General features: G+C 43.6%; 14 protein-coding genes. 10 read left to right on the plus strand and 4 right to left on the minus strand.

The window, feature by feature from the left end; translation table 11 throughout:
* Both AB4496_RS13060 and AB4496_RS13065 read right to left on the minus strand, forming a co-directional pair.
* On the minus strand, positions 1–1,582 hold a 1,582-nt coding region (locus AB4496_RS13060; RefSeq protein WP_372131113.1), incomplete at its 3' end, for a glycosyl hydrolase family 18 protein.
* A gap of 400 nt (positions 1,583–1,982) precedes the next feature.
* A complete protein-coding gene (locus AB4496_RS13065) occupies positions 1,983–2,447 on the minus strand; it encodes a DUF2850 domain-containing protein (protein WP_065679371.1) in 465 nt (154 codons plus the stop codon).
* A gap of 383 nt (positions 2,448–2,830) precedes the next feature.
* On the opposite strand from AB4496_RS13065, the gene AB4496_RS13070 reads away from it, so the two are divergent.
* A complete protein-coding gene (locus tag AB4496_RS13070; protein ID WP_009846125.1) occupies positions 2,831–3,112 on the plus strand; it encodes a pyrimidine/purine nucleoside phosphorylase in 282 nt (93 codons plus the stop codon).
* Between the two features lie 217 nt (positions 3,113–3,329).
* Here AB4496_RS13070 and AB4496_RS13075 read toward each other — a convergent pair whose 3' ends face one another.
* Complete coding sequence (locus AB4496_RS13075) at positions 3,330–4,202, minus strand: pirin family protein (protein ID WP_102257670.1); 873 nt, start codon at positions 4,200–4,202, stop codon at positions 3,330–3,332.
* Between the two features lie 158 nt (positions 4,203–4,360).
* On the opposite strand from AB4496_RS13075, the gene AB4496_RS13080 reads away from it, so the two are divergent.
* On the plus strand, positions 4,361–4,642 hold the full coding sequence (locus tag AB4496_RS13080; protein ID WP_009846127.1) for a hypothetical protein: 282 nt from the start codon (positions 4,361–4,363) through the stop codon (positions 4,640–4,642).
* On the opposite strand, the gene AB4496_RS13085 is transcribed toward AB4496_RS13080, so the two are convergent.
* The gene (locus AB4496_RS13085) at positions 4,639–5,829 is read right to left on the minus strand and encodes a GGDEF domain-containing protein (RefSeq protein WP_102257705.1); all 1,191 of its coding nucleotides are present in this window, start codon (positions 5,827–5,829) and stop codon (positions 4,639–4,641) included. The genes AB4496_RS13080 and AB4496_RS13085 overlap by 4 nt on opposite strands.
* A 334-nt stretch (positions 5,830–6,163) precedes the next feature.
* Here AB4496_RS13085 and AB4496_RS13090 point away from each other — a divergent pair, with 334 nt between their 5' ends.
* The 8 genes from AB4496_RS13090 (at position 6,164) to AB4496_RS13125 (ending at position 17,200) form a co-directional block, all read left to right on the plus strand.
* Positions 6,164–6,499: a DUF1840 domain-containing protein gene (locus AB4496_RS13090; protein WP_017100906.1), complete on the plus strand. Its 336-nt coding sequence runs from the start codon at positions 6,164–6,166 to the stop codon at positions 6,497–6,499.
* Positions 6,500–6,612: 113 nt separating this feature from the next.
* Positions 6,613–9,528 carry an alkaline phosphatase family protein gene (locus AB4496_RS13095; RefSeq protein WP_102257669.1) on the plus strand — a complete coding sequence of 972 codons (2,916 nt, stop codon included), beginning with the start codon at positions 6,613–6,615 and terminating at the stop codon, positions 9,526–9,528.
* Between the two features lie 366 nt (positions 9,529–9,894).
* The gene (uhpT, locus tag AB4496_RS13100; protein ID WP_009846131.1) at positions 9,895–11,289 is read left to right on the plus strand and encodes a hexose-6-phosphate:phosphate antiporter; all 1,395 of its coding nucleotides are present in this window, start codon (positions 9,895–9,897) and stop codon (positions 11,287–11,289) included.
* 188 nt (positions 11,290–11,477) lie between these two features.
* Positions 11,478–12,086: a transcriptional regulator UhpA gene (gene uhpA, locus AB4496_RS13105; protein ID WP_009846132.1), complete on the plus strand. Its 609-nt coding sequence runs from the start codon at positions 11,478–11,480 to the stop codon at positions 12,084–12,086.
* On the plus strand, positions 12,086–13,582 hold the full coding sequence (uhpB, locus tag AB4496_RS13110) for a signal transduction histidine-protein kinase/phosphatase UhpB (protein WP_032499231.1): 1,497 nt from the start codon (positions 12,086–12,088) through the stop codon (positions 13,580–13,582). Before uhpA ends, uhpB begins: the two co-directional genes overlap by 1 nt.
* Positions 13,583–13,590: 8 nt before the next feature.
* Positions 13,591–14,931 carry an MFS transporter gene (locus tag AB4496_RS13115; RefSeq protein ID WP_009846134.1) on the plus strand — a complete coding sequence of 447 codons (1,341 nt, stop codon included), beginning with the start codon at positions 13,591–13,593 and terminating at the stop codon, positions 14,929–14,931.
* 266 nt (positions 14,932–15,197) lie between these two features.
* Entirely contained in the window at positions 15,198–16,415 is a 1,218-nt protein-coding gene (manA, locus tag AB4496_RS13120; protein ID WP_372131115.1) for a mannose-6-phosphate isomerase, class I, read from the plus strand.
* 260 nt (positions 16,416–16,675) lie between these two features.
* Complete coding sequence (locus AB4496_RS13125) at positions 16,676–17,200, plus strand: DUF3087 family protein (RefSeq protein ID WP_009846286.1); 525 nt, start codon at positions 16,676–16,678, stop codon at positions 17,198–17,200.
* Positions 17,201–17,765: the final 565 nt, after the last annotated feature.

The raw sequence follows: 17,765 nt of genomic DNA on the forward strand, positions 1-17,765 counted from the left end.
CGTCGTAGCCATATTCAAAGCCGTTGATGCCTTGGTTGTTTGCACCAAGCATGTTCGCTTTTATGCCTTTGTAGTCAATAACGCCATCTTCCCATACGCCTTGCGCAGAGCTGCCGGTTAGTTTGCCATTACCCACGCCTGTCATTGGATCGCTAGGATCTGAAAGTGATGACGGTAATACACCCTCCCAACCACGACCGTACATCGCTGTACCAACCACAAGTTTGTTCGCTGGAACACCTTGCGCAAGAAGCAATTGGATGCCGTTGTCTGTGGTGTAAGCAGGGCCAGTGTACTGTTCGCCATTTTCATCAAGGCCTGTGCCATCACATTGACCAGGGCGCATGAAGTTACCGCAGTTGAGTGCTGTTTGGTGACCTAAAACGTTGTTCCAACCGCCGTAGAAGTCGTAAGTCATTGCAAAGATGTAATCCATGTACTGGATAGCCTCGCCGTAGTTCACGTCTTCAATCTTATCGTGACCAACACCGATCGCTGATGTTAGCTCGTAAGTACGACCGTTTTCCGCTTCTAGTTGATCAAGCATAGTGCGCAGTTCTGCCATCAGTGCAATGTAAGCTGGGCCATCATTCACAGGGTCACCAAGGTCTGGCGCCGCACCGCCTCCACCAGGGAACTCCCAGTCAATATCTACACCATCGTAGAATTTCCACGTGTTAAGGAATTTCTTAACCGATGCAATGAAGGTGTCTCGGTTAGCTTTAGTTGTGAAGTCGAAGAATGGGTCAGACAGCGTCCAACCACCAATCGATGGGATGATCTTCAAATCAGGGTTACGCTGTTTTAGCGCCATCAACATTGCGTAGTTGCCCTTGATAGGGGAGCTGTATTCATGACCCGCTTGCGGGAAGCTCTTTTGGAAAGCCGCCCAAGGGTCGTGAATCACCACTTCGTAATCGTTAACGCCCTGACATGCTGTCATGAGTGCGTTGTAACTGTTGCCGCCCACTGATTTTACTGATTCGTTAGGACCACAAATTGGGATGAAGCCATAAAGGATATGGGTCAAATTGTCAGCAGGTAGGTTATCGACTGTGTAATCACGGCCATAGATGCCCCACTCAACAAAGTAAGTACCGACTACCGTGTTTGGGTCTGTGTTGTATGACTTGTTGTTTGGATCCACATTCATCGCAAGTGGTGCTAGGTGTGATCCATCGGTATCGGCAATCGTGATTTTAGCGGGTGCGCTTTTGCTACAACCTGTTTCGTCACACGCTTCGATTTCCATATCGAATAAGCCGCCTTGGCCGTATTCGAATGAAGCTGTGGTTTGGCTGCCAGTGATTGGGCCTGTGGCTACTTTAACGCCATCAAAGTAGATGTTGTACGTGTTTCCTGACGTTCCGCTCCATTGGTTGAACTTAACGTCGACTTTTGCTTTATCGTGATATTTAACCATCTGGTTGTAGCCAGAGGTGGTTTCCATCGCGAGTTCAATTTTAGAAAACTGTAGGTTGTTGGAACCGTACATATCAATGCTAGGTGCTGTTGGCGCGGCCAATGCTGTACCAGATAGCGCTAGAGCAATACTCGCAGCACAGGTGTTTATACGAATCATACTATTTCTCTCATTCCTTGAAGGTTTAGAACCAAGTGGTCCTAGAATCGGCTCCCGTCAGTTTTGAAGGAGCTTCCCCGTCAGTATTCGAGAGAGTTTTAATTTCATGACTGAAAATAAATCCGTTTTCGATGGACAACTAAAAAATTGTATCTTGTTACAATTCTGTTGCTTAATGAATGAGAGGCTGAGTCCATGTTTTATAAAATAAACCGCACTCAGAAGGAAAGTCTCATAAGTGAAATTACACGACATGAAGTTATGAAAAAGTGCGGTAAGCTATTATTAAATATCGCAAACTGAAGCGGCATCACAATCTTAAGCTCGTCATACCGGTGCTTGTAAGGGGCAGGTAGTATTGATGTAAGAGGGGTTACTAAACAAAGCGCTGTTGAAAGTATTATTTTTTGAATTGTTCAGCTAATACTGAGCGTCGTTGCTGCATGAGTCCTTGAGTCTCACCCGCTACAGTATCTTCATACCCTTCTTTTATGAATTGTTTGGATGGTGTGTTCGGCACTAGCCGCTTTAAACGAGGTGAATTGTAGGTACCGCTAATGGTATAAATCGTTGGGCCTGAACCTGTATTGATCGTGACATCGTTACCATCAAAATCAAACGAGGTACTGATGAAACGATAGTTCATCATCACACCATCATCGGAAAGTGTAAGAATATCTGTTTTGTAAGGTGGAGCACCAATCTCGATCCATGTGCCATGGACGTTACTTGGGCTTACAGATTTTTGGTAGGCTTGGTAGCCAAAATAGCCGACGGAGAGGGCAATCATAAAGCCAGCCATTAAGAAGGCGTAGAGTAACGAATTGGCCAATATATCGCTGCTTTTCGTGGTATTTTTAGCCATTATCTCTTCATTTTAGTTACTCATACTGGTGATGATTCTATAAAATAAAACGATAGGTTGCAAAGGTTCTTATAAGAGTTAGAAGCAGGATCGAATGTTCTTTTGAATCAAACTGCCTCAGTGATTTTTTACCCACACATTCAGTCTTCATGCTTTGTTAAGGAATATTTACTTAGAATGATTAGGTTGTATACCCAATGCCACGCCTAAAATGATTTCATCTCGAACGAAATTTAACTTCGAAAGGTCAACAGATCCTAAGCTATATTCATTTATTTCTTGTAGGACAGTCTCGAATTGGTTAAAACAATTAGCACCTAAATTTACGCATAGGCTTATTCGTTGAGCCTAGTAATGCAATTTTGAGATAACAAGGAAGTACAATGATTAAAGAAAATACATACTTTGAAGGCGGTGTTAAGTCGTTAGCGTTTAACCAGTCTGGTGCTGATGTGAGTGTTGGTGTGATGGCCGCTGGTGAATACACATTCGGTACTGCAGCTCCGGAAAAGATGACTGTTGTTAAAGGTGCTTTAATTGTAAAGCGTGTTGGCGATGACGATTGGACTACATTCCAATCTGGTGAGTCTTTTGACGTTGCGGGTGACTCTTCATTCGATTTACAGGTTAAAGAAGCGACAGCTTACCTGTGTGAATACTTGTAGGAAGGCCTGAGTTCGTTCAACCAGAGTATCGTTTATCTATGGCTTAATAGAAAAAAACCACGCTCTAGGAGCGTGGTTAAATAAGTGATAATAACCGGCAGTGGATAGTGTCACTTGTTTTTACAGTCATCAAATGGATGACCAAATTGTTGTTCGTTGCAAAATCTCTTCAATCTTTAACTTCAATTCAAAGCTAAAAGCGCAAAGACGTCGTCAATTAGTAAGTCTCAAAAACGCCATTGTTGAAGTCCTGAATCGTCTGTTCAATTTCTTCCATCGAGTTCATGACAAACGGACCATAGTGCACAACAGGTTCATTAATCGGCTCACCAGAAAAAATCAGTACACCTGAATCTTCTAAACTACTCAAAGACAGCAAGTCAGCTTTAGTGAGTAACGCAAGTTGACCTTGGTTGATGACTTTATCACCGATCTTAATACTGCCTCGGTACACGTAAGTCATGGCATTGTGATTAACATTTGTCCCTAATGTTATTTTTTGCCCAGAATGAGATCGCCAATCCGCTACGCTTAACGGCACACCAGTTTGTTGCAGTGGGCCTTGCGTTCGTAAAGCCTCTACATCATGGTCAGCTAGGTTATGCAGTTCGAATCCACCCGCAATAACTCTCAATAAACCACTTTGCTCACTTTGGTGCTCTGTAACGCTTTCATTTTGGAAATCGTGATACTGAGCTAGCAGCATCTTGTGTGTTGCAGGTTGGTTTATCCAAATCTGAAATCCATGCAGTGCACCTTCTTCCATCATTGGCATTTCGCTGTGAATCACACCACGACCCGCGGCCATCCACTGTGCACCACCGCTGCGAAGCTCTCCAACATTCCCCATGTGGTCTTTGTGCTGGAAGTGACCTTGCAGCATGTAAGTGAGCGTTTCTATCCCACGGTGAGGATGTGGAGGAAAGCCGCCAACATAATCTTTGCTTTCATCCGACTTAAGTTCATCAATCATTAAAAATGGAGAGAAACGCGTGTTATTGAAACCAGCGAGTCTTTGTATTTTTACGCCGTCACCATCGGAGGTAGCGTGTGCTGCAATCACATGATCTACTGCTCTTACACTCGTCATTTTGAAATCCTCATAAACTTGAATAGCTGTAGTTTATGTAATTTGATTTAAAAAGAAGATGGCACAGTGTTGAGTGACTTATTCGAAAATTTTGAACAGGTAAGAATATGAAATTATGTCTATACTTGAATAGAGAGCAGACCGCCAAGGAGGCCGCTATGGCAGTACAGCAAAAACATGGCGAAAGGCAAGGTCGGATGGGCTTTGATAACGATTTTACAACGGAGCAAGGTCAGCGTTTTACAGAGGTTGCGAATAAAGCGGTTAAGCGCCGTGTTAGAAAGCACCAGGCAGATGGGCCTTTTATACACTCGGCTAAGCAAGCCGCTTTTAAAACCGTTGCTAAATCTAAGAACGAAAATCGAAATTTAGTACGACAAGTCGTTTGGATTATTGTTATTGGCTTAGTGAGTTTATGGGCCATGTATATGGCAGGCTAGCGTGGACGCGTTTTTAATAACGTAACATTGCTCCCTTCGACCTTCGCTTCAAGACAACCTTCAAGCTCAGATGATTCCGATTCTGAGAAGGGGAGGTTCGTTGGTAGCTCTTCTATCAAGGTCGATACGGGATTATCGTGATAATAAGCGTATCGATTTTTTCCTGAATGTTTGGCAACATACATCGCTTTATCAGCACATCTCGTCAGCTCATGTAATTCTTGAGCATCTTGCGGGTACAACGAAACCCCAACACTGAGTGTCAATTCCTTGATTCTCTCGTTTGTCTGGCAACCACTTTCGAATAGCCCACAAATCCGATCTAAAATACCGTCTAGATCTTTGCGAGTTGGTACATCGTAGAGCATCAAAACAAACTCATCTCCAGCAAAGCGCGCAATCGAATAATCGTATTCATGACTTACCCTGTCTCTGGTTCGGATGTTGTTGCTTAAACGATTCGCAAAATGCTGCAAAACACTGTCTCCGACGTCGTGCCCGTAGCTATCATTAATGCCTTTGAAGTCATCTATGTCCAAAAAAACTAATGCAGTCAGTGAGCGTTCACTATCCACTGTCGCAAGTTTTTCTGTCGCCCAGCGTTCAAAGCTCCAACGGTTTGCCAAGCCTGTTAGTTGGTCTCTATAGGCCAGATCTTCAATCCCCTCTTTATATAGGCGTTGAATATAACTGACGGCTTTTGTGTAGTAATAAGCTGATGTGTGACATACCAAGCTCATTGTAAATAAGCTAAGAATAAACCGGTGTGAGCTGCTAAAAGGTAAAGAAAAGCTGCTAGGCATAGCTGTAATCAAGGTGCTGATAAATACACAAAATGAGGTACTGAATATAATGCCAATTCTGAAATCGTTTATGAAAATGACGGCAGCCAAAATCGGGTAGAGCCAGAGTGTCCGCTCGGGAATGGCGTGACTGTACAAGAATAGGATGACTCCTTGAACGAGCAGAACACCACTTAGAATCAATTCTGAATACTCAGCGGCAGTGACTTTTTTCACGTAAAATGCATTGGAGATAGCGATAAGTGCAAAACACAGTTCGAAAATTGACAGAGTGTAATGCTGACCTTGGAAGTAAGCCCAAGTGTAGAATGTGAATAACGCAGCGGCAGCCAGTGAAAAGGAGTGGACAATTTTTTGCTTGCGAGTGGATCGTATGTCCGCCATTTCTTCTAGGTGTCTGCCGACGAGCCTTTTCATGTGATTTGTGCCAAAGATTTTGATGATTGATGTTAATAGTAGATGAAATAAAAGTCATAGCAGAGTGTTAGTGACCTTTTTAGTGTGACTACTATCAAGGTTTCATATTTAAATGATGAGTGACTCATAATAAATAGTGATGCGCGTCACTAACGGTGCAGATGTATCCGTTAGTGAAACAATCACGGTTCTAGTTGCAGGAAGTTACTTGGCTATTATCTACTTGCTTTCCAATACGTTACTCAACATAGTTTGTAGATAGCTAATGTTTATAGATACCTAAATTTGATAGAGGCTCATAATGTTAATTACCTTTAGTTGCAAAGCTCATGCTAGCGTCACGATGTTTGGTGAAGTCGGTCTTCAGTTCATTAAGATGCTTGGGCATAGTGGCACTATTCCAGGAGCAATTGATGCTTCAGAGGTTTCTCAAGCGTTAAGTAATTTGCGTGCTGCGATCGCCGCTGAGCAGAGCAAGCAGGTAGAACAAGAAAATACCGATGACGATAATGAAGAGGTTGTTGAAGCGCCTGTTAATATCGGTAGCCGAGCTTTCCCGTTAGTTGAACTATTGAAAGCGGCCATTAAAGACGAATGCGAAGTGATGTGGGAAGACGGTAGCGGTAAGCGATTGTAAGAGTATTCGAGCTCTTCGAATCAGAAAACAAACGTTTTCATAGGTTGACTAATAAATGCAAACTGAAACAATACGCTGCATTTATAGAAGTGTGTTGATCTAAAGGAAATTTGATGAGCTCTTATTCTCACGTTCGCAGTTACGCCAGTTTATTCAGTGCCTTATCGTTGGCGCTTGCATCAGCTCCGAGTGCCGCTGATATATCAACAACGCCCGTCATTGGTGGCGTGTTTAGCTCCAGTGAAGTGTTGAAAAATCAGGTGCTTTCAAGCCTAAGTTATTCTGCCAAACTCACTCGTGATGCAGCTCTTTTCACCATTGGTGGCGTTACATTAGATGCGTATATTCTCGCTCTCCCTTTAGATGTCAAAACAAAAGCCAGAGTCGTTGCTCAGTTATCTAACCCGACGTACTCAATTCCTTTGGGTTATTTTCTCTATAGTTATTACGACCGCTATTCAGGCTTGGGCAGTGAAGATGTGTTCAAATCTTACTTGTCGACGGTTTATGATAAGCAGGCGCTAAAGGGCTTTGAACATAGCCTCTATCATGTTGGAGATAAGCCAACCTCAGAGCATCACGAGCCAGATACCTCGACTGAAGCAACGGGACATCATGAAGGTATTCGTATCGATGAACAGTTCATTGCCAACATGGTGGTTATCTACGATGCGTTATTCGAAATTGGTGTCTGGCAGGATATGGACACGCTCCCTGCGAATTACACATACTTAACCAATAGCCCTGAAGATCTAGCGATCATCGCTCAGATTCAACCGATCATCGTTGATTTGATCGGTAAAGCGGCATTGGGAATGGATGACGGCGATATGAAGTCTGCAATGCTGGCGATTGCAGAAGATGGCAAACCAGAAAACGCTGATAAGCCGAATAACAAAGCACAAGCTCTTACCATCACTCTCATTGATTTTGTGCGCTTAAACTTGCTTAAAGCTTATCGACAATTTGTGTTTAAAGAAGAACGTGCAGAAGCGCTCGATGATTGGATGCAACAAGCGTTCAGTGACCAGCCTGATGCGCTCATTCAATTCTTAGAATCCCAACAGCAAAAACGTTTTGCGGTCCAAGTGACGGTCGATGGTTTACAGCAAGGGTTGATTGAGGGGTTGGTCGATGAAGATTCACCTTTCATTTCGGTGGCTTATCAGAACCATAAAAACCGAGCGCAATACAAACCTCAGTTAGAAACGGTGATTGAGCCTGAGCATCAACAACAAGTGAGTTTCATGGAAGTTCTGTCTGAACAAACCTATCGTGATCCGAATTATCTTCCGTTCTTCAAAAAGCTCTATCAAGAGCATCGAGACAATATTAGCCGAGTGGGTATCTCTTCAACTCCCACAATCAGCGTACGTAACCTACCTATCATCAAAACGGGTGCAAAAGTGTCTGGTAACGGTGGAACGGGTATCCCTAATTTCCACTTTGTCGACCGAGAGATCGACCGAGCGTATTACTTCTTTGGTAATGATGCCCTGCAGTTAGATGTGTTGATGGCAGACAATAAGGTACAAACCATGTTTGATCGCCTTGATTACCTAAAAACGCTGAACTGCAACGCTCAATATGATTGGAATGCTCACACTACTTACGATGGGTTAGTAAACCTAGGTTTGGGTGAGTCACTACGTGATTATGGTGAGAAACGCTGCGTTAAAGAGCTTCAAGAACGTTCAGAAGTCGAAGTGGTTTTGCAAGAAAAGCGTCAAGCCTTGATTGAAGATATTGAAGCGTATCAGACTATATCTGGCTTTGATTTTTTCACTAAGTTTTCAAAGAGAGCTCTGGTTAAACAGTCTATCACTCAGTTTGCCGAGTTAGATGGAAAAGGGATGCCAGACTACACCTTGGTGTATAACCCATGGCCGGATCACTTCGCGCACTTTACCGGTCCTTTTAGTGACGAAATTCTGATGCCGACCGGAGAGCTCAATCGACTGGACTATTGGATTCGCCAGATTGAAGCGACTTACCGTAGTGCAGGCGTTTACGATAAAACGCTATGGGGGATGGCAGGGGATCATGGTTTAACGCCGGTGTTCTACGCGCTCAATCCAGAAAAGCAGGTATTTGAAGGCTTACAAGCAGAGCTAGCGTATCCAATTGTGGTTAAGAAGATATCTTCAGACGAGGGGGAAGGGCCTAAAATCACCAATGCGCTAAGCTACCCAAGTTCGAAGGAATTGGATGTGGTGGTCGCCTCGACGGCTGGTGGTAACTTCATGATGGATTTCTTTAATTCGGCTCAAGGGTGGCAGGTTCAGCCGGTTTACCAAGAACTCACGCAGTGGTCTCCGATTGCTGCGACAGTTGGTCAGAATATCGACATCATCAATCAGATAGCGCAACGCTTGCCTGAAAGTCTTGATTATATGGTCGTAAGAGAAAGTACATGTGATCAACAACGTTGCACTGTTCGTGTGATTGGCAACCGTGATTTAAAACGGGTCGATGAATTGATCACACGTGAAGGTGACAAGCTTTTCTATGAGTCATTGGAAGACAACCGAGCGCCGATTTTACTCAATACGCAAAGGTTAAATCCATACCTAGCATCACCAAGCGAAGCTGATTTTTCACAGTACTCTCAATTAGTAGAAAAGTGTATTAACCGAGCGGTTAAGGCGGATGTGACAACGTGGTGTAGCAGTGCTGAGTGGACTTCATTGACGCAACCAACACCTCGACCAGATTCAGTGAATCAACTGGCTAATATCTACCTTGAAGATAGGGCTGGCACGGTTAACTTGTTCCCTAAAGCGGGAATTGGCTACAACACCAAGGTACCGGGCCGTCATGCTGGTGAGGATTACTTAGAAAAAGATGCCTTTATCGGATTCTGGGGAGCGCCAATTGGTGAGAACTCATTACCATTAAAAATTGAAGCCAACGGATCTTTAGCGCCAACGCTGTTTGAGTATTTGACCGGAGAACCTGTGGTCGAAGGCGAGAACGGTTGGGGTTTTCCGTCGTTGCTGAATAAGTTGGATGTGTCTAAGAATAATTAAACTCTATTATCTATCGTTTAGGTTACGATACCGTAAAGCGAATCTAATGTGGCTTTTATTAGCCACTTTAGATTTCAATAAACTGCTCAATACAATCGATGTTTAGTTTGCTTGGGGCACCTACCAAATATCTTAACTAACGACACCTTTCCAATACCTCTTCACGGCATAACACATTTTAAATAAAGTGATGCTGTTCACGCTTTCTTGACTCCCAATTCTGAACTAAGAATTTTTCCTAGTTATTCTAAGACCCTCTCTCATGCGGTCGCTTTTTAGACTCCTTATTATTTCATCATCGAATTGCAAAGAGTGCATGGTCAGTAATGTTCCGTGCAGACCTCATCAATAATAAGAGAGTTCACAATGTTAAAGTTCCTAGATCAGGTTAGAAAACCGACGCTGGATCTTCCGGTCGAAACTAGAAGAAAAATGTGGTTTAAACCATTCCTACAATCGTACCTAGTCGTATTCATTGGCTATTTGACCATGTATTTAATCCGTAAGAACTTCAATGTCGCGCAAAACGACATGATTTCTACTTATGGATTATCAATGACCGATCTAGGTCTTATTGGTCTTGGCTTTTCAATTACTTATGGTATTGGTAAAACGGTTGTTTCCTACTACGCGGATGGCAAAAACACCAAGCAGTTCCTGCCATTCATGCTTATCCTATCTGGCCTTGCCATGTTGGGCTTTAGCTTCAGCTTGGGTGGAGGCAGCGCTAGCTTATTCATGATGGTTGCCTTCTACGCATTGAGTGGTTTCTTTCAAAGTACCGGTGGTCCTTCAAGTTATTCGACTATTACTAAATGGACGCCTCGTAATAAGCGTGGGTCGTATTTAGGTCTTTGGAACATGTCACACAACGTAGGTGGTGCAGGTGCTGCTGGTGTAGCGCTGTTTGGCGCTAACTACTTTTTTGATGGCAACGTAATTGGTATGTTCGTGTTCCCATCGATCATCGCGATTGTGGTTGGTTTTATTGGGATGCGTTTTGGTAACGACTCTCCAGAAGCATACGGTTTAGGTACAGTTGAAGAGTTGTTTGACGAAGAAATCAGCGAAGAAGATACTATTGCTGAAGAAAATCAAATGACTAAGAAAGAGATCTTTGTTGAATATATCCTTAAAAACAAAGTGATCTGGTTACTCTGCTTCGCGAATATCTTTTTGTACATTGTTCGTATCGGTATCGATCAATGGTCTACCGTTTATGCGTATCAAGAGTTAGGTCTATCAAAAGAAACGGCTATTTCAGGCTTTACTCTGTTTGAAGTTGGCGCTCTGGTCGGTACATTAATGTGGGGTTATTTATCAGACCTTGCTAACGGACGTCGTGCTTTAGTTGCTTGTGTATCGCTTGGACTGATTATTGTATCTCTAGAGTTTTATCAGCATGCAACGAGCGAGTTCATGTACCTAGCATCACTATTCGTACTTGGCTTCCTAGTATTCGGTCCTCAACTGTTGATTGGTGTTGCTGCGGTAGGTTTTGTTCCTAAGAAAGCAATCAGTGTGGCTGATGGCGTGAAAGGCACATTTGCTTACCTAATTGGTGACAGTTTTGCCAAACTTGGCCTAGGCATGATTGCAGACGGAACGCCTATTTTCGGCTTAACAGGTTGGAAAGGGACATTTGCAGCACTCGATACTTCTGCTGCCATTTGTATTGTTTTACTGTTGTTCGTTGCTATTGCGGAAGAGAAGAAGATTCGTCACGCGAAGAAGATGCACCTAGCGGCTCAAAACGCGTAGCTTGTCTGAGTACTTGTTCTCGCAAAGAGAGTTTCGGGTAGATAGTTTCACGTGCTTTATTGGTTTAAAGCACGTGAGATCATACCAATCGTTAGTTCGATTCAGTATCATCTCTACCAATAAACTTAATTTTAGATAGCTCCTGTTGGGGCTATTTTTCTTTCTCACTCTTAATTTTGGTTAATATCATGATTAATGTTGCGCTTGTTGATGACCACGTCATTGTTCGATCTGGCTTCGCTCAATTACTCAGTCTTGAAACTGATATAACGGTCGTGGGGGAGTTTAACTCTGCGGCAGAAGCGCGCCTCGGACTGCCAAGTTGTCACCCTGATGTCGTTATCTTGGATATTTCAATGCAAGATGAAAGTGGCCTGAGCTTATTGGAAGAGATTCCATCTGGCATTGCTAGTATTATGTTGAGCGTACATGACTCTCCGGCGATGGTTGAAAAGTCATTAGAGTTAGGAGCTAAAGGTTATCTCAGTAAACGCTGTAGCCCTGATGAGTTAATTCAGGCCGTACACACGAGCGCAAATGGCGGCTGCTACCTTACGCCAGATATCGCCATAAAACTTGCGACACCAATGAAGAATAAAGCCTCGTTAAATCAGCTCACCCGCAGGGAAAGCGAAGTGTGCCAGTTATTGGCGACAGGGCTCGACGTGAAATCTATTGCTGTCGAGTTAGGGGTTAGCCATAAAACGGTACATGTGCACCGTGCCAATGCCATGGACAAACTCAATGTTAAGAACAACGTTGAGTTAGCTAAATTGTTCGCTCAAGACCAGTACTAATGCGTTCTTATCTAGCCACCTCCTTATGCGGGGTTTTTATGGCTGGCTGTGCATGGTTCTGTTTATGGGTTATTGCCTTCTATTTCATTAATGACCCTGAGTTAGCCATTCTGCTTTTCCCATTCTCACTCCGGTTAGGAATGACGCTGCACACTCGCACTCACTATTGGCCTGCTATCTATATTGCAGAGTGGGGGCTCGCGATTGCCCTAGCTCTCCTACTTGATGAACCTCAATGGCTGACGATACTAATCGCCAGTGGACTAAGTATTCCAGCCACTCTAATTGCCAAACGTTATTATTCTGGTGACCTGAATCGTCACTTGTTGGTGATGGCGAGCTTAATCATGGTCACAGCACTCATCAATGTTGCCGCGGTCAGTTCTCATGTTCCGGCTGTTTACATGGTGTGGTTGGTGAGCACCACAGGTGGTTTGATGTTAGTGCCGATGTGTTATCTGGTATGGAATTACCTATTCCAAAACAAGTGGGCGCCACTGAGCTCTTACTTAATCAACAATGTCATTGAGTTCAAAATCCGTCACATCGCTTTATACAGCCTCTTGTTGGTCGTCAGTATTTTGATACAAACCAGTTTGCCAGATGAGCTAAGGCGCTTCGCCCCGTTCTGTATGGCTATCCCTATTATCTTGCTCGCCGTTCGTTATGGATGGCAAGGCGCCTTGCTCGCTACCCTGCTAAATAGCGTCGCGTTGATTGCAGCCCACAGTGGCACGTCCAAACTCGAAATTACTGATTTACTCTTGTCTCTTTCCGCTCAGACCATCACAGGTATTTTGCTTGGTTTAGCTGTTCAAAAACAAAAAGATCTCAACTCGAAATTACGCAGTGAGCTCTCTAGGAATCAAAACCTTTCCCGTCAGCTAATCACGGCTGAAGAATCGGTTCGTCGTGATATTGCCCGTGAGTTACATGATGAGATAGGCCAGAACATCACGGCAATTCGGACTCAAGCGAGCATTATCAAACGTGTCGATGCGGCTGAAATGAGCGTTCGCTGTGCTGGTACGATTGAATCATTGTCGTTGAATGTTTATGACACCACCAAGCGTTTGCTAACAAAGCTAAGACCAAAAATGTTGGACGACCTTGACCTGAAGGACTCCGTTGAACAGCTCATACGGGAAATGGAGTTTTCAGATCACGGCGTTGATATCCAGCTAAATTGGCACGGTGACTACTCATGTTTGAGTGACACGCTCAAGGTTACTCTCTTCCGACTGTGCCAAGAGTCTTTAAACAATGCCCACAAATATGCTGAAGCAAGTGAAATTAGAATAGAACTGATTCTAGATGATCAAGCTTATCTTCGAATTACAGACAATGGTGTTGGTTTTACAGCGCAGGATCTTCTCAAAGGAATGGGTGTTCGTGGTATGCAAGAGCGTGTTCAGGCGCTCGGTGGCAAGATGGCAATCAACGCTAATGACTCTTCTTCGGGTACTAATATCAGCGTTACATTACCTAAAGTGTGAGAACGAATATGTTTGGATTTCTGCGCTCAACAACGTCAAAAAGTCATACTCTAAGCGATGATGAGGTCAATCAGCGTTATCGTTATTGGCGTCTTCACATCATGATAGGAATGTATGTCGGCTATGCAGGTTTTTACTTCACTCGTAAAACCTTTAATTATGCCGCGCCAGCCATGATCACCGATCTTGGCTTAGACAAAGGCGATATCGGCTTGATTGGCACGCTCTTTTATCTTTCTTACGGCTTATCTAAGTTTATTTCAGGCACCATATCGGATCGGTCGAACCCGCGTTACTTCATGGGGCTCGGCCTAATCGCGACAGGCTTGATCAATATCGCGTTTGGTTTTTCTAGTTCGTTGGCTGCTTTTATATCGCTTTGGGTGCTTAATGCATGGTTCCAAGGTTGGGGCTGGCCATCGTGTTCCAAGTTATTGACGACCTGGTATTCTCGCTCCGAAAGAGGCTTTCGCTGGGCTATATGGAATACAGCACACAACGTTGGTGGGGCATTGATTCCTATTCTCGTCGGCTATCTAACTCTCCAATACAGTTGGCGATCTGGGTTTATATGGCCGGGTGTGATTGGTGTTTTTATTGGTCTTATCGTCTGTTGGCGCTTACGTGATAAGCCCACGACCATGGGGCTTCCGACGGTAGGGAAGTGGCGCAATGACCATCTAGAATTGGCGCAAGAGAGCCATGGGCAAGGGTTAAGCTATCGAGAGATCCTGAAAACCTATGTGTTCAGCAATAAGTACATTTGGCTGCTCGCCTTTAGCTATGTGTTGGTTTACATCGTAAGAACGGCAGTTAACGACTGGGGCAATTTATATCTCACCGAAGAGCACGATTATAGTTTGATAAACGCCAACGCTGCGTTGTCTCTGTTTGAGATTGGCGGTTTCGTTGGTTCACTTGTTGCTGGATGGGGATCGGATAGGCTGTTTGGTGGTAACCGTGGTCCCATGAATATCCTGTTCGCGATTGGTATCTTCCTCTCAGTATCCGCTTTATGGCTTATGCCTCTAACCAACTTTGTGTTTCAAGCGGCTGGGCTGTTTTGTGTAGGCTTTTTTGTGTTTGGCCCTCAAATGCTAATAGGTATGGCTGCCGCGGAATGCTCACATAAAGACTCCGCAGGAGCTGCGACAGGCTTTGTTGGCTTATTTGCCTATATGGGTGCTGCACTTTCTGGCTACCCATTAGCGCTCGTTCTAGAAACTTATGGCTGGAGTGGGTTCTTCATTACCATCTCGACTTGTGCGGCCGTTATTGGCTTGCTGCTACTGCCTTTCTTACAAGCTCAATCGCCTCAGAAAAGTGCAGAGGTTCGCTCTGGCTTTTAAGGGATTTCTTCGTAAATAAGATAGCTGCTAATGGTCCTCTGGTTATTATGCAGCTACCCTATCTTCAGCTTTTTTTTACGTAGCATTCAAATGTGACTCTTTTCACGCTTTTCATGGTTCTCACCTGTTTCTAAGAATTTTTCCTATTGCGTCTAAGACCTCATCTCATGTGGGTTCTAGCTGCTCTCTGTAGTCTTTCTAATTATTTACGTTATTAGAAATCAGCTCTCTGAATTGTGTTCAAAGGGCTCACTACGGAAAACGCCATGTCACTCAGCCACTTCTCAGAACACTCATTTTTCCCAATGGAAAACACCATCCAAAATTATGCATGGGGGAGTATTTCTTCGATACGTGAACTGTTTGGCTTTAAGAATGAGTCACAAGAGCCGCAAGCGGAAGTTTGGATGGGAGCGCATCCAAAAGGTTGCTCAATGGTTAAGCTTGACCAACATTTGGTGCCTCTCTCTGAGCTGATTAACAAGAATAAACCCGCTTATTTATCTACTGATATTGCGCAGGAGTTCGGTGAACTGCCGTTCTTGTTTAAGATCTTGGCAGCAGAAAAAGCGCTATCGGTCCAGGTCCACCCAAACAAGCACCAAGCCGAGTTAGGCTTTGCGAGAGAGGAGCAAGCAGGAATCCCTCTGACTGCAGGGCATCGTAATTATAAAGACTCTAACCATAAACCTGAATTGGTTTACGCGATCACTGAGTACCAAGCGATGAATGGCTTTCGTCCAATCGACGATATTATTGCCTTGTTCGAAGAAGCCGATATTCCTTCGTTAGCGATTGAACTTAATGTGCTTAAAGCCAATGCCGACAGTGATTCTCTGAAGTCTTTCTTTAGCGCCATTATGTCTCTTGAAGGTGACCGTAAAGCGTCTGCGCTTAATGAGCTTTATGCTGCACATGCGCGACCAGCTAAAACGGTCATGGGGCGTGAAGCTCTGCAATACAGCATTGAATTCAAACAGCACTATCCGGGTGATATTGGTTTGTTTGCCCCATTGATGCTCAACACGGTTGAACTGGCGCCCGGTGAAGCGATGTTCCTGTTCGCAGAAACACCTCACGCTTATGTTCAAGGCACAGGTTTGGAGATTATGGCAAACTCAGACAATGTGCTGCGCGCCGGTCTTACACCCAAATACATAGACGTTCCTGAGCTTATCGATAACACGATCTTTGAGCCGATTAAGCCAGAAGATATTCGTCTTAAGCCTGTATTGAAAGAGGGCAAGATGAGCTATCCGATTCCAGTGGATGACTTTGGCTTTGATATCTTGTCTGCGACTGATGAGAGCAAGTCACAGTATTTACGTAGCGCGGAGATCTTGTTCTGTGTGGAAGGAGAGGCGACCGTCACTTCAGAAGGACGGTCAGTTTCTCTTAAACCCGGAGAATCGGTCTTTGTAAGTAGTAATTCAAGTGTTTACCAATATCAAGGGAATGGCATTTTGGCTCGTGCTTTTAACTAGTGCCCCCGTGCTAGCGATCAGCAAAAGAAATGTCAGAGTGCCACTGTAAAGAGGCACTCAATATTGGATTGATGGTTGTTATACCAATCACAGTAAGTAAGTGATCAGAAATAGCGCAGGAAAAAGACTGGAGAACAAGGCAGAATTTTTCGATAAGTAGTTATTCTACAATCAAAAGTTCTAACGCAGTTATCAAGCGTTTTAACCAGCTAGGGTGAACAGTTATTTACTACGATTGGTATTACATAAGGAAGTAGTCGATGAAGTTACAGAAGATTAATAAAGAAGAATATAGAAAGAAGATGAACCTACTGTTGGTTTCATTGGTTGGGTCACTAGCCTTGTTTGCCATTGTATTTGGTAGCATTCTGATTGAGCTTTTTGGTTCAGCTGGCTCCGTTACAGGGGAAGCGACGGGTAATTTCCATTTGAATGTACTCGGGGTGATTTTATCAGTCGCCTTGAATGCGTTTATTGCGAGCCGTGTGAAAGGGCATGATTACTTTAAAGAAGCGCTTTATGTGTGGAACCTGAAACAGATTCACAATCAAATCTATCGTAAGCTAAAGCGTATTCAACCAAGAGCTGAGCAAGGCGACCGAGAAGCATTAACTATCCTTTACTTCTATTACACCACGCAAAAACAGGTATACGACCTAGATAACAATACATTGACAATAAAAACGGTTCAGAAATCTCTAGATAACATAATGGAGCTTAGTGAAAAGTGGAGTATCGAACTGGATATAGAGACATTCTCGAAAGATCTAGTCGCGAAATTCTAAGTTATATGCTCTTGATTGTATGAGCTTTGGCCTATGAAAGAGGGTTTTGACGTAAAAGTAGACGCTTAAGCAATTTTTTTGAATTTTTATCAAAAAAGGGGTTGCCATGTTTTCGATGATCTCTATAATGCCGCCTCACTGACACGGCAGACGCCATAAGGCTTCAGCGAAGAATGTTAGTAAGGCAACTAGCTTTAAGCGATGATTCGCTTTTACTTTTTAAAAGTAGAAATTAATTCCGAATAAGTGTTTGACACTGAGAATTAAATAGCTAGAATGGCCGCCTCTTCCGAAGTGATGTAAGTCACAACGAAGAGAAGCTCTTTAACAATTTAAACCTATCAATCTGTGTGGGCACTCGTTGATGAATATCAAAACGTTATTACTTAGGTAGTAACAGTTACTTCGGTAACAAATTGATTTCAATGAACTGAGTGACCAATACGTTTAACTACTTGTAGTTATTCGGCACAGTCAATTCATTACCATTCTGTTGGAATGGTAATAGCTTTAGAATTACATGTTCATGTTCTTTTTCGAAAGAGCGGTAAATATTAGTTTTGAA

It is taken from the genome of Vibrio sp. 10N.222.46.A1 (genome assembly GCF_041473595.1).
GTDB classification, from domain to species: Bacteria; Pseudomonadota; Gammaproteobacteria; order Enterobacterales; family Vibrionaceae; genus Vibrio; species Vibrio tasmaniensis_A.

Bases quoted from the DNA above. Each gene is read 5' to 3' on its own strand.
- AB4496_RS13065 (WP_065679371.1), bottom strand. From the start codon at position 2,447: ATGGCTAAAAATACCACGAAAAGCAGCGATATATTGGCCAATTCGTTA.
- AB4496_RS13070 (WP_009846125.1), top strand. From the start codon at position 2,831: ATGATTAAAGAAAATACATACTTTGAAGGCGGTGTTAAGTCGTTAGCG.
- AB4496_RS13075 (WP_102257670.1), bottom strand. From the start codon at position 4,202: ATGACGAGTGTAAGAGCAGTAGATCATGTGATTGCAGCACACGCTACC.
- AB4496_RS13080 (WP_009846127.1), top strand. From the start codon at position 4,361: ATGGCAGTACAGCAAAAACATGGCGAAAGGCAAGGTCGGATGGGCTTT.
- AB4496_RS13085 (WP_102257705.1), bottom strand. From the start codon at position 5,829: ATGGCGGACATACGATCCACTCGCAAGCAAAAAATTGTCCACTCCTTT.
- AB4496_RS13090 (WP_017100906.1), top strand. From the start codon at position 6,164: ATGTTAATTACCTTTAGTTGCAAAGCTCATGCTAGCGTCACGATGTTT.
- AB4496_RS13095 (WP_102257669.1), top strand. From the start codon at position 6,613: ATGAGCTCTTATTCTCACGTTCGCAGTTACGCCAGTTTATTCAGTGCC.
- uhpT (WP_009846131.1), top strand. From the start codon at position 9,895: ATGTTAAAGTTCCTAGATCAGGTTAGAAAACCGACGCTGGATCTTCCG.
- uhpA (WP_009846132.1), top strand. From the start codon at position 11,478: ATGATTAATGTTGCGCTTGTTGATGACCACGTCATTGTTCGATCTGGC.
- uhpB (WP_032499231.1), top strand. From the start codon at position 12,086: ATGCGTTCTTATCTAGCCACCTCCTTATGCGGGGTTTTTATGGCTGGC.
- AB4496_RS13115 (WP_009846134.1), top strand. From the start codon at position 13,591: ATGTTTGGATTTCTGCGCTCAACAACGTCAAAAAGTCATACTCTAAGC.
- manA (WP_372131115.1), top strand. From the start codon at position 15,198: ATGTCACTCAGCCACTTCTCAGAACACTCATTTTTCCCAATGGAAAAC.
- AB4496_RS13125 (WP_009846286.1), top strand. From the start codon at position 16,676: ATGAAGTTACAGAAGATTAATAAAGAAGAATATAGAAAGAAGATGAAC.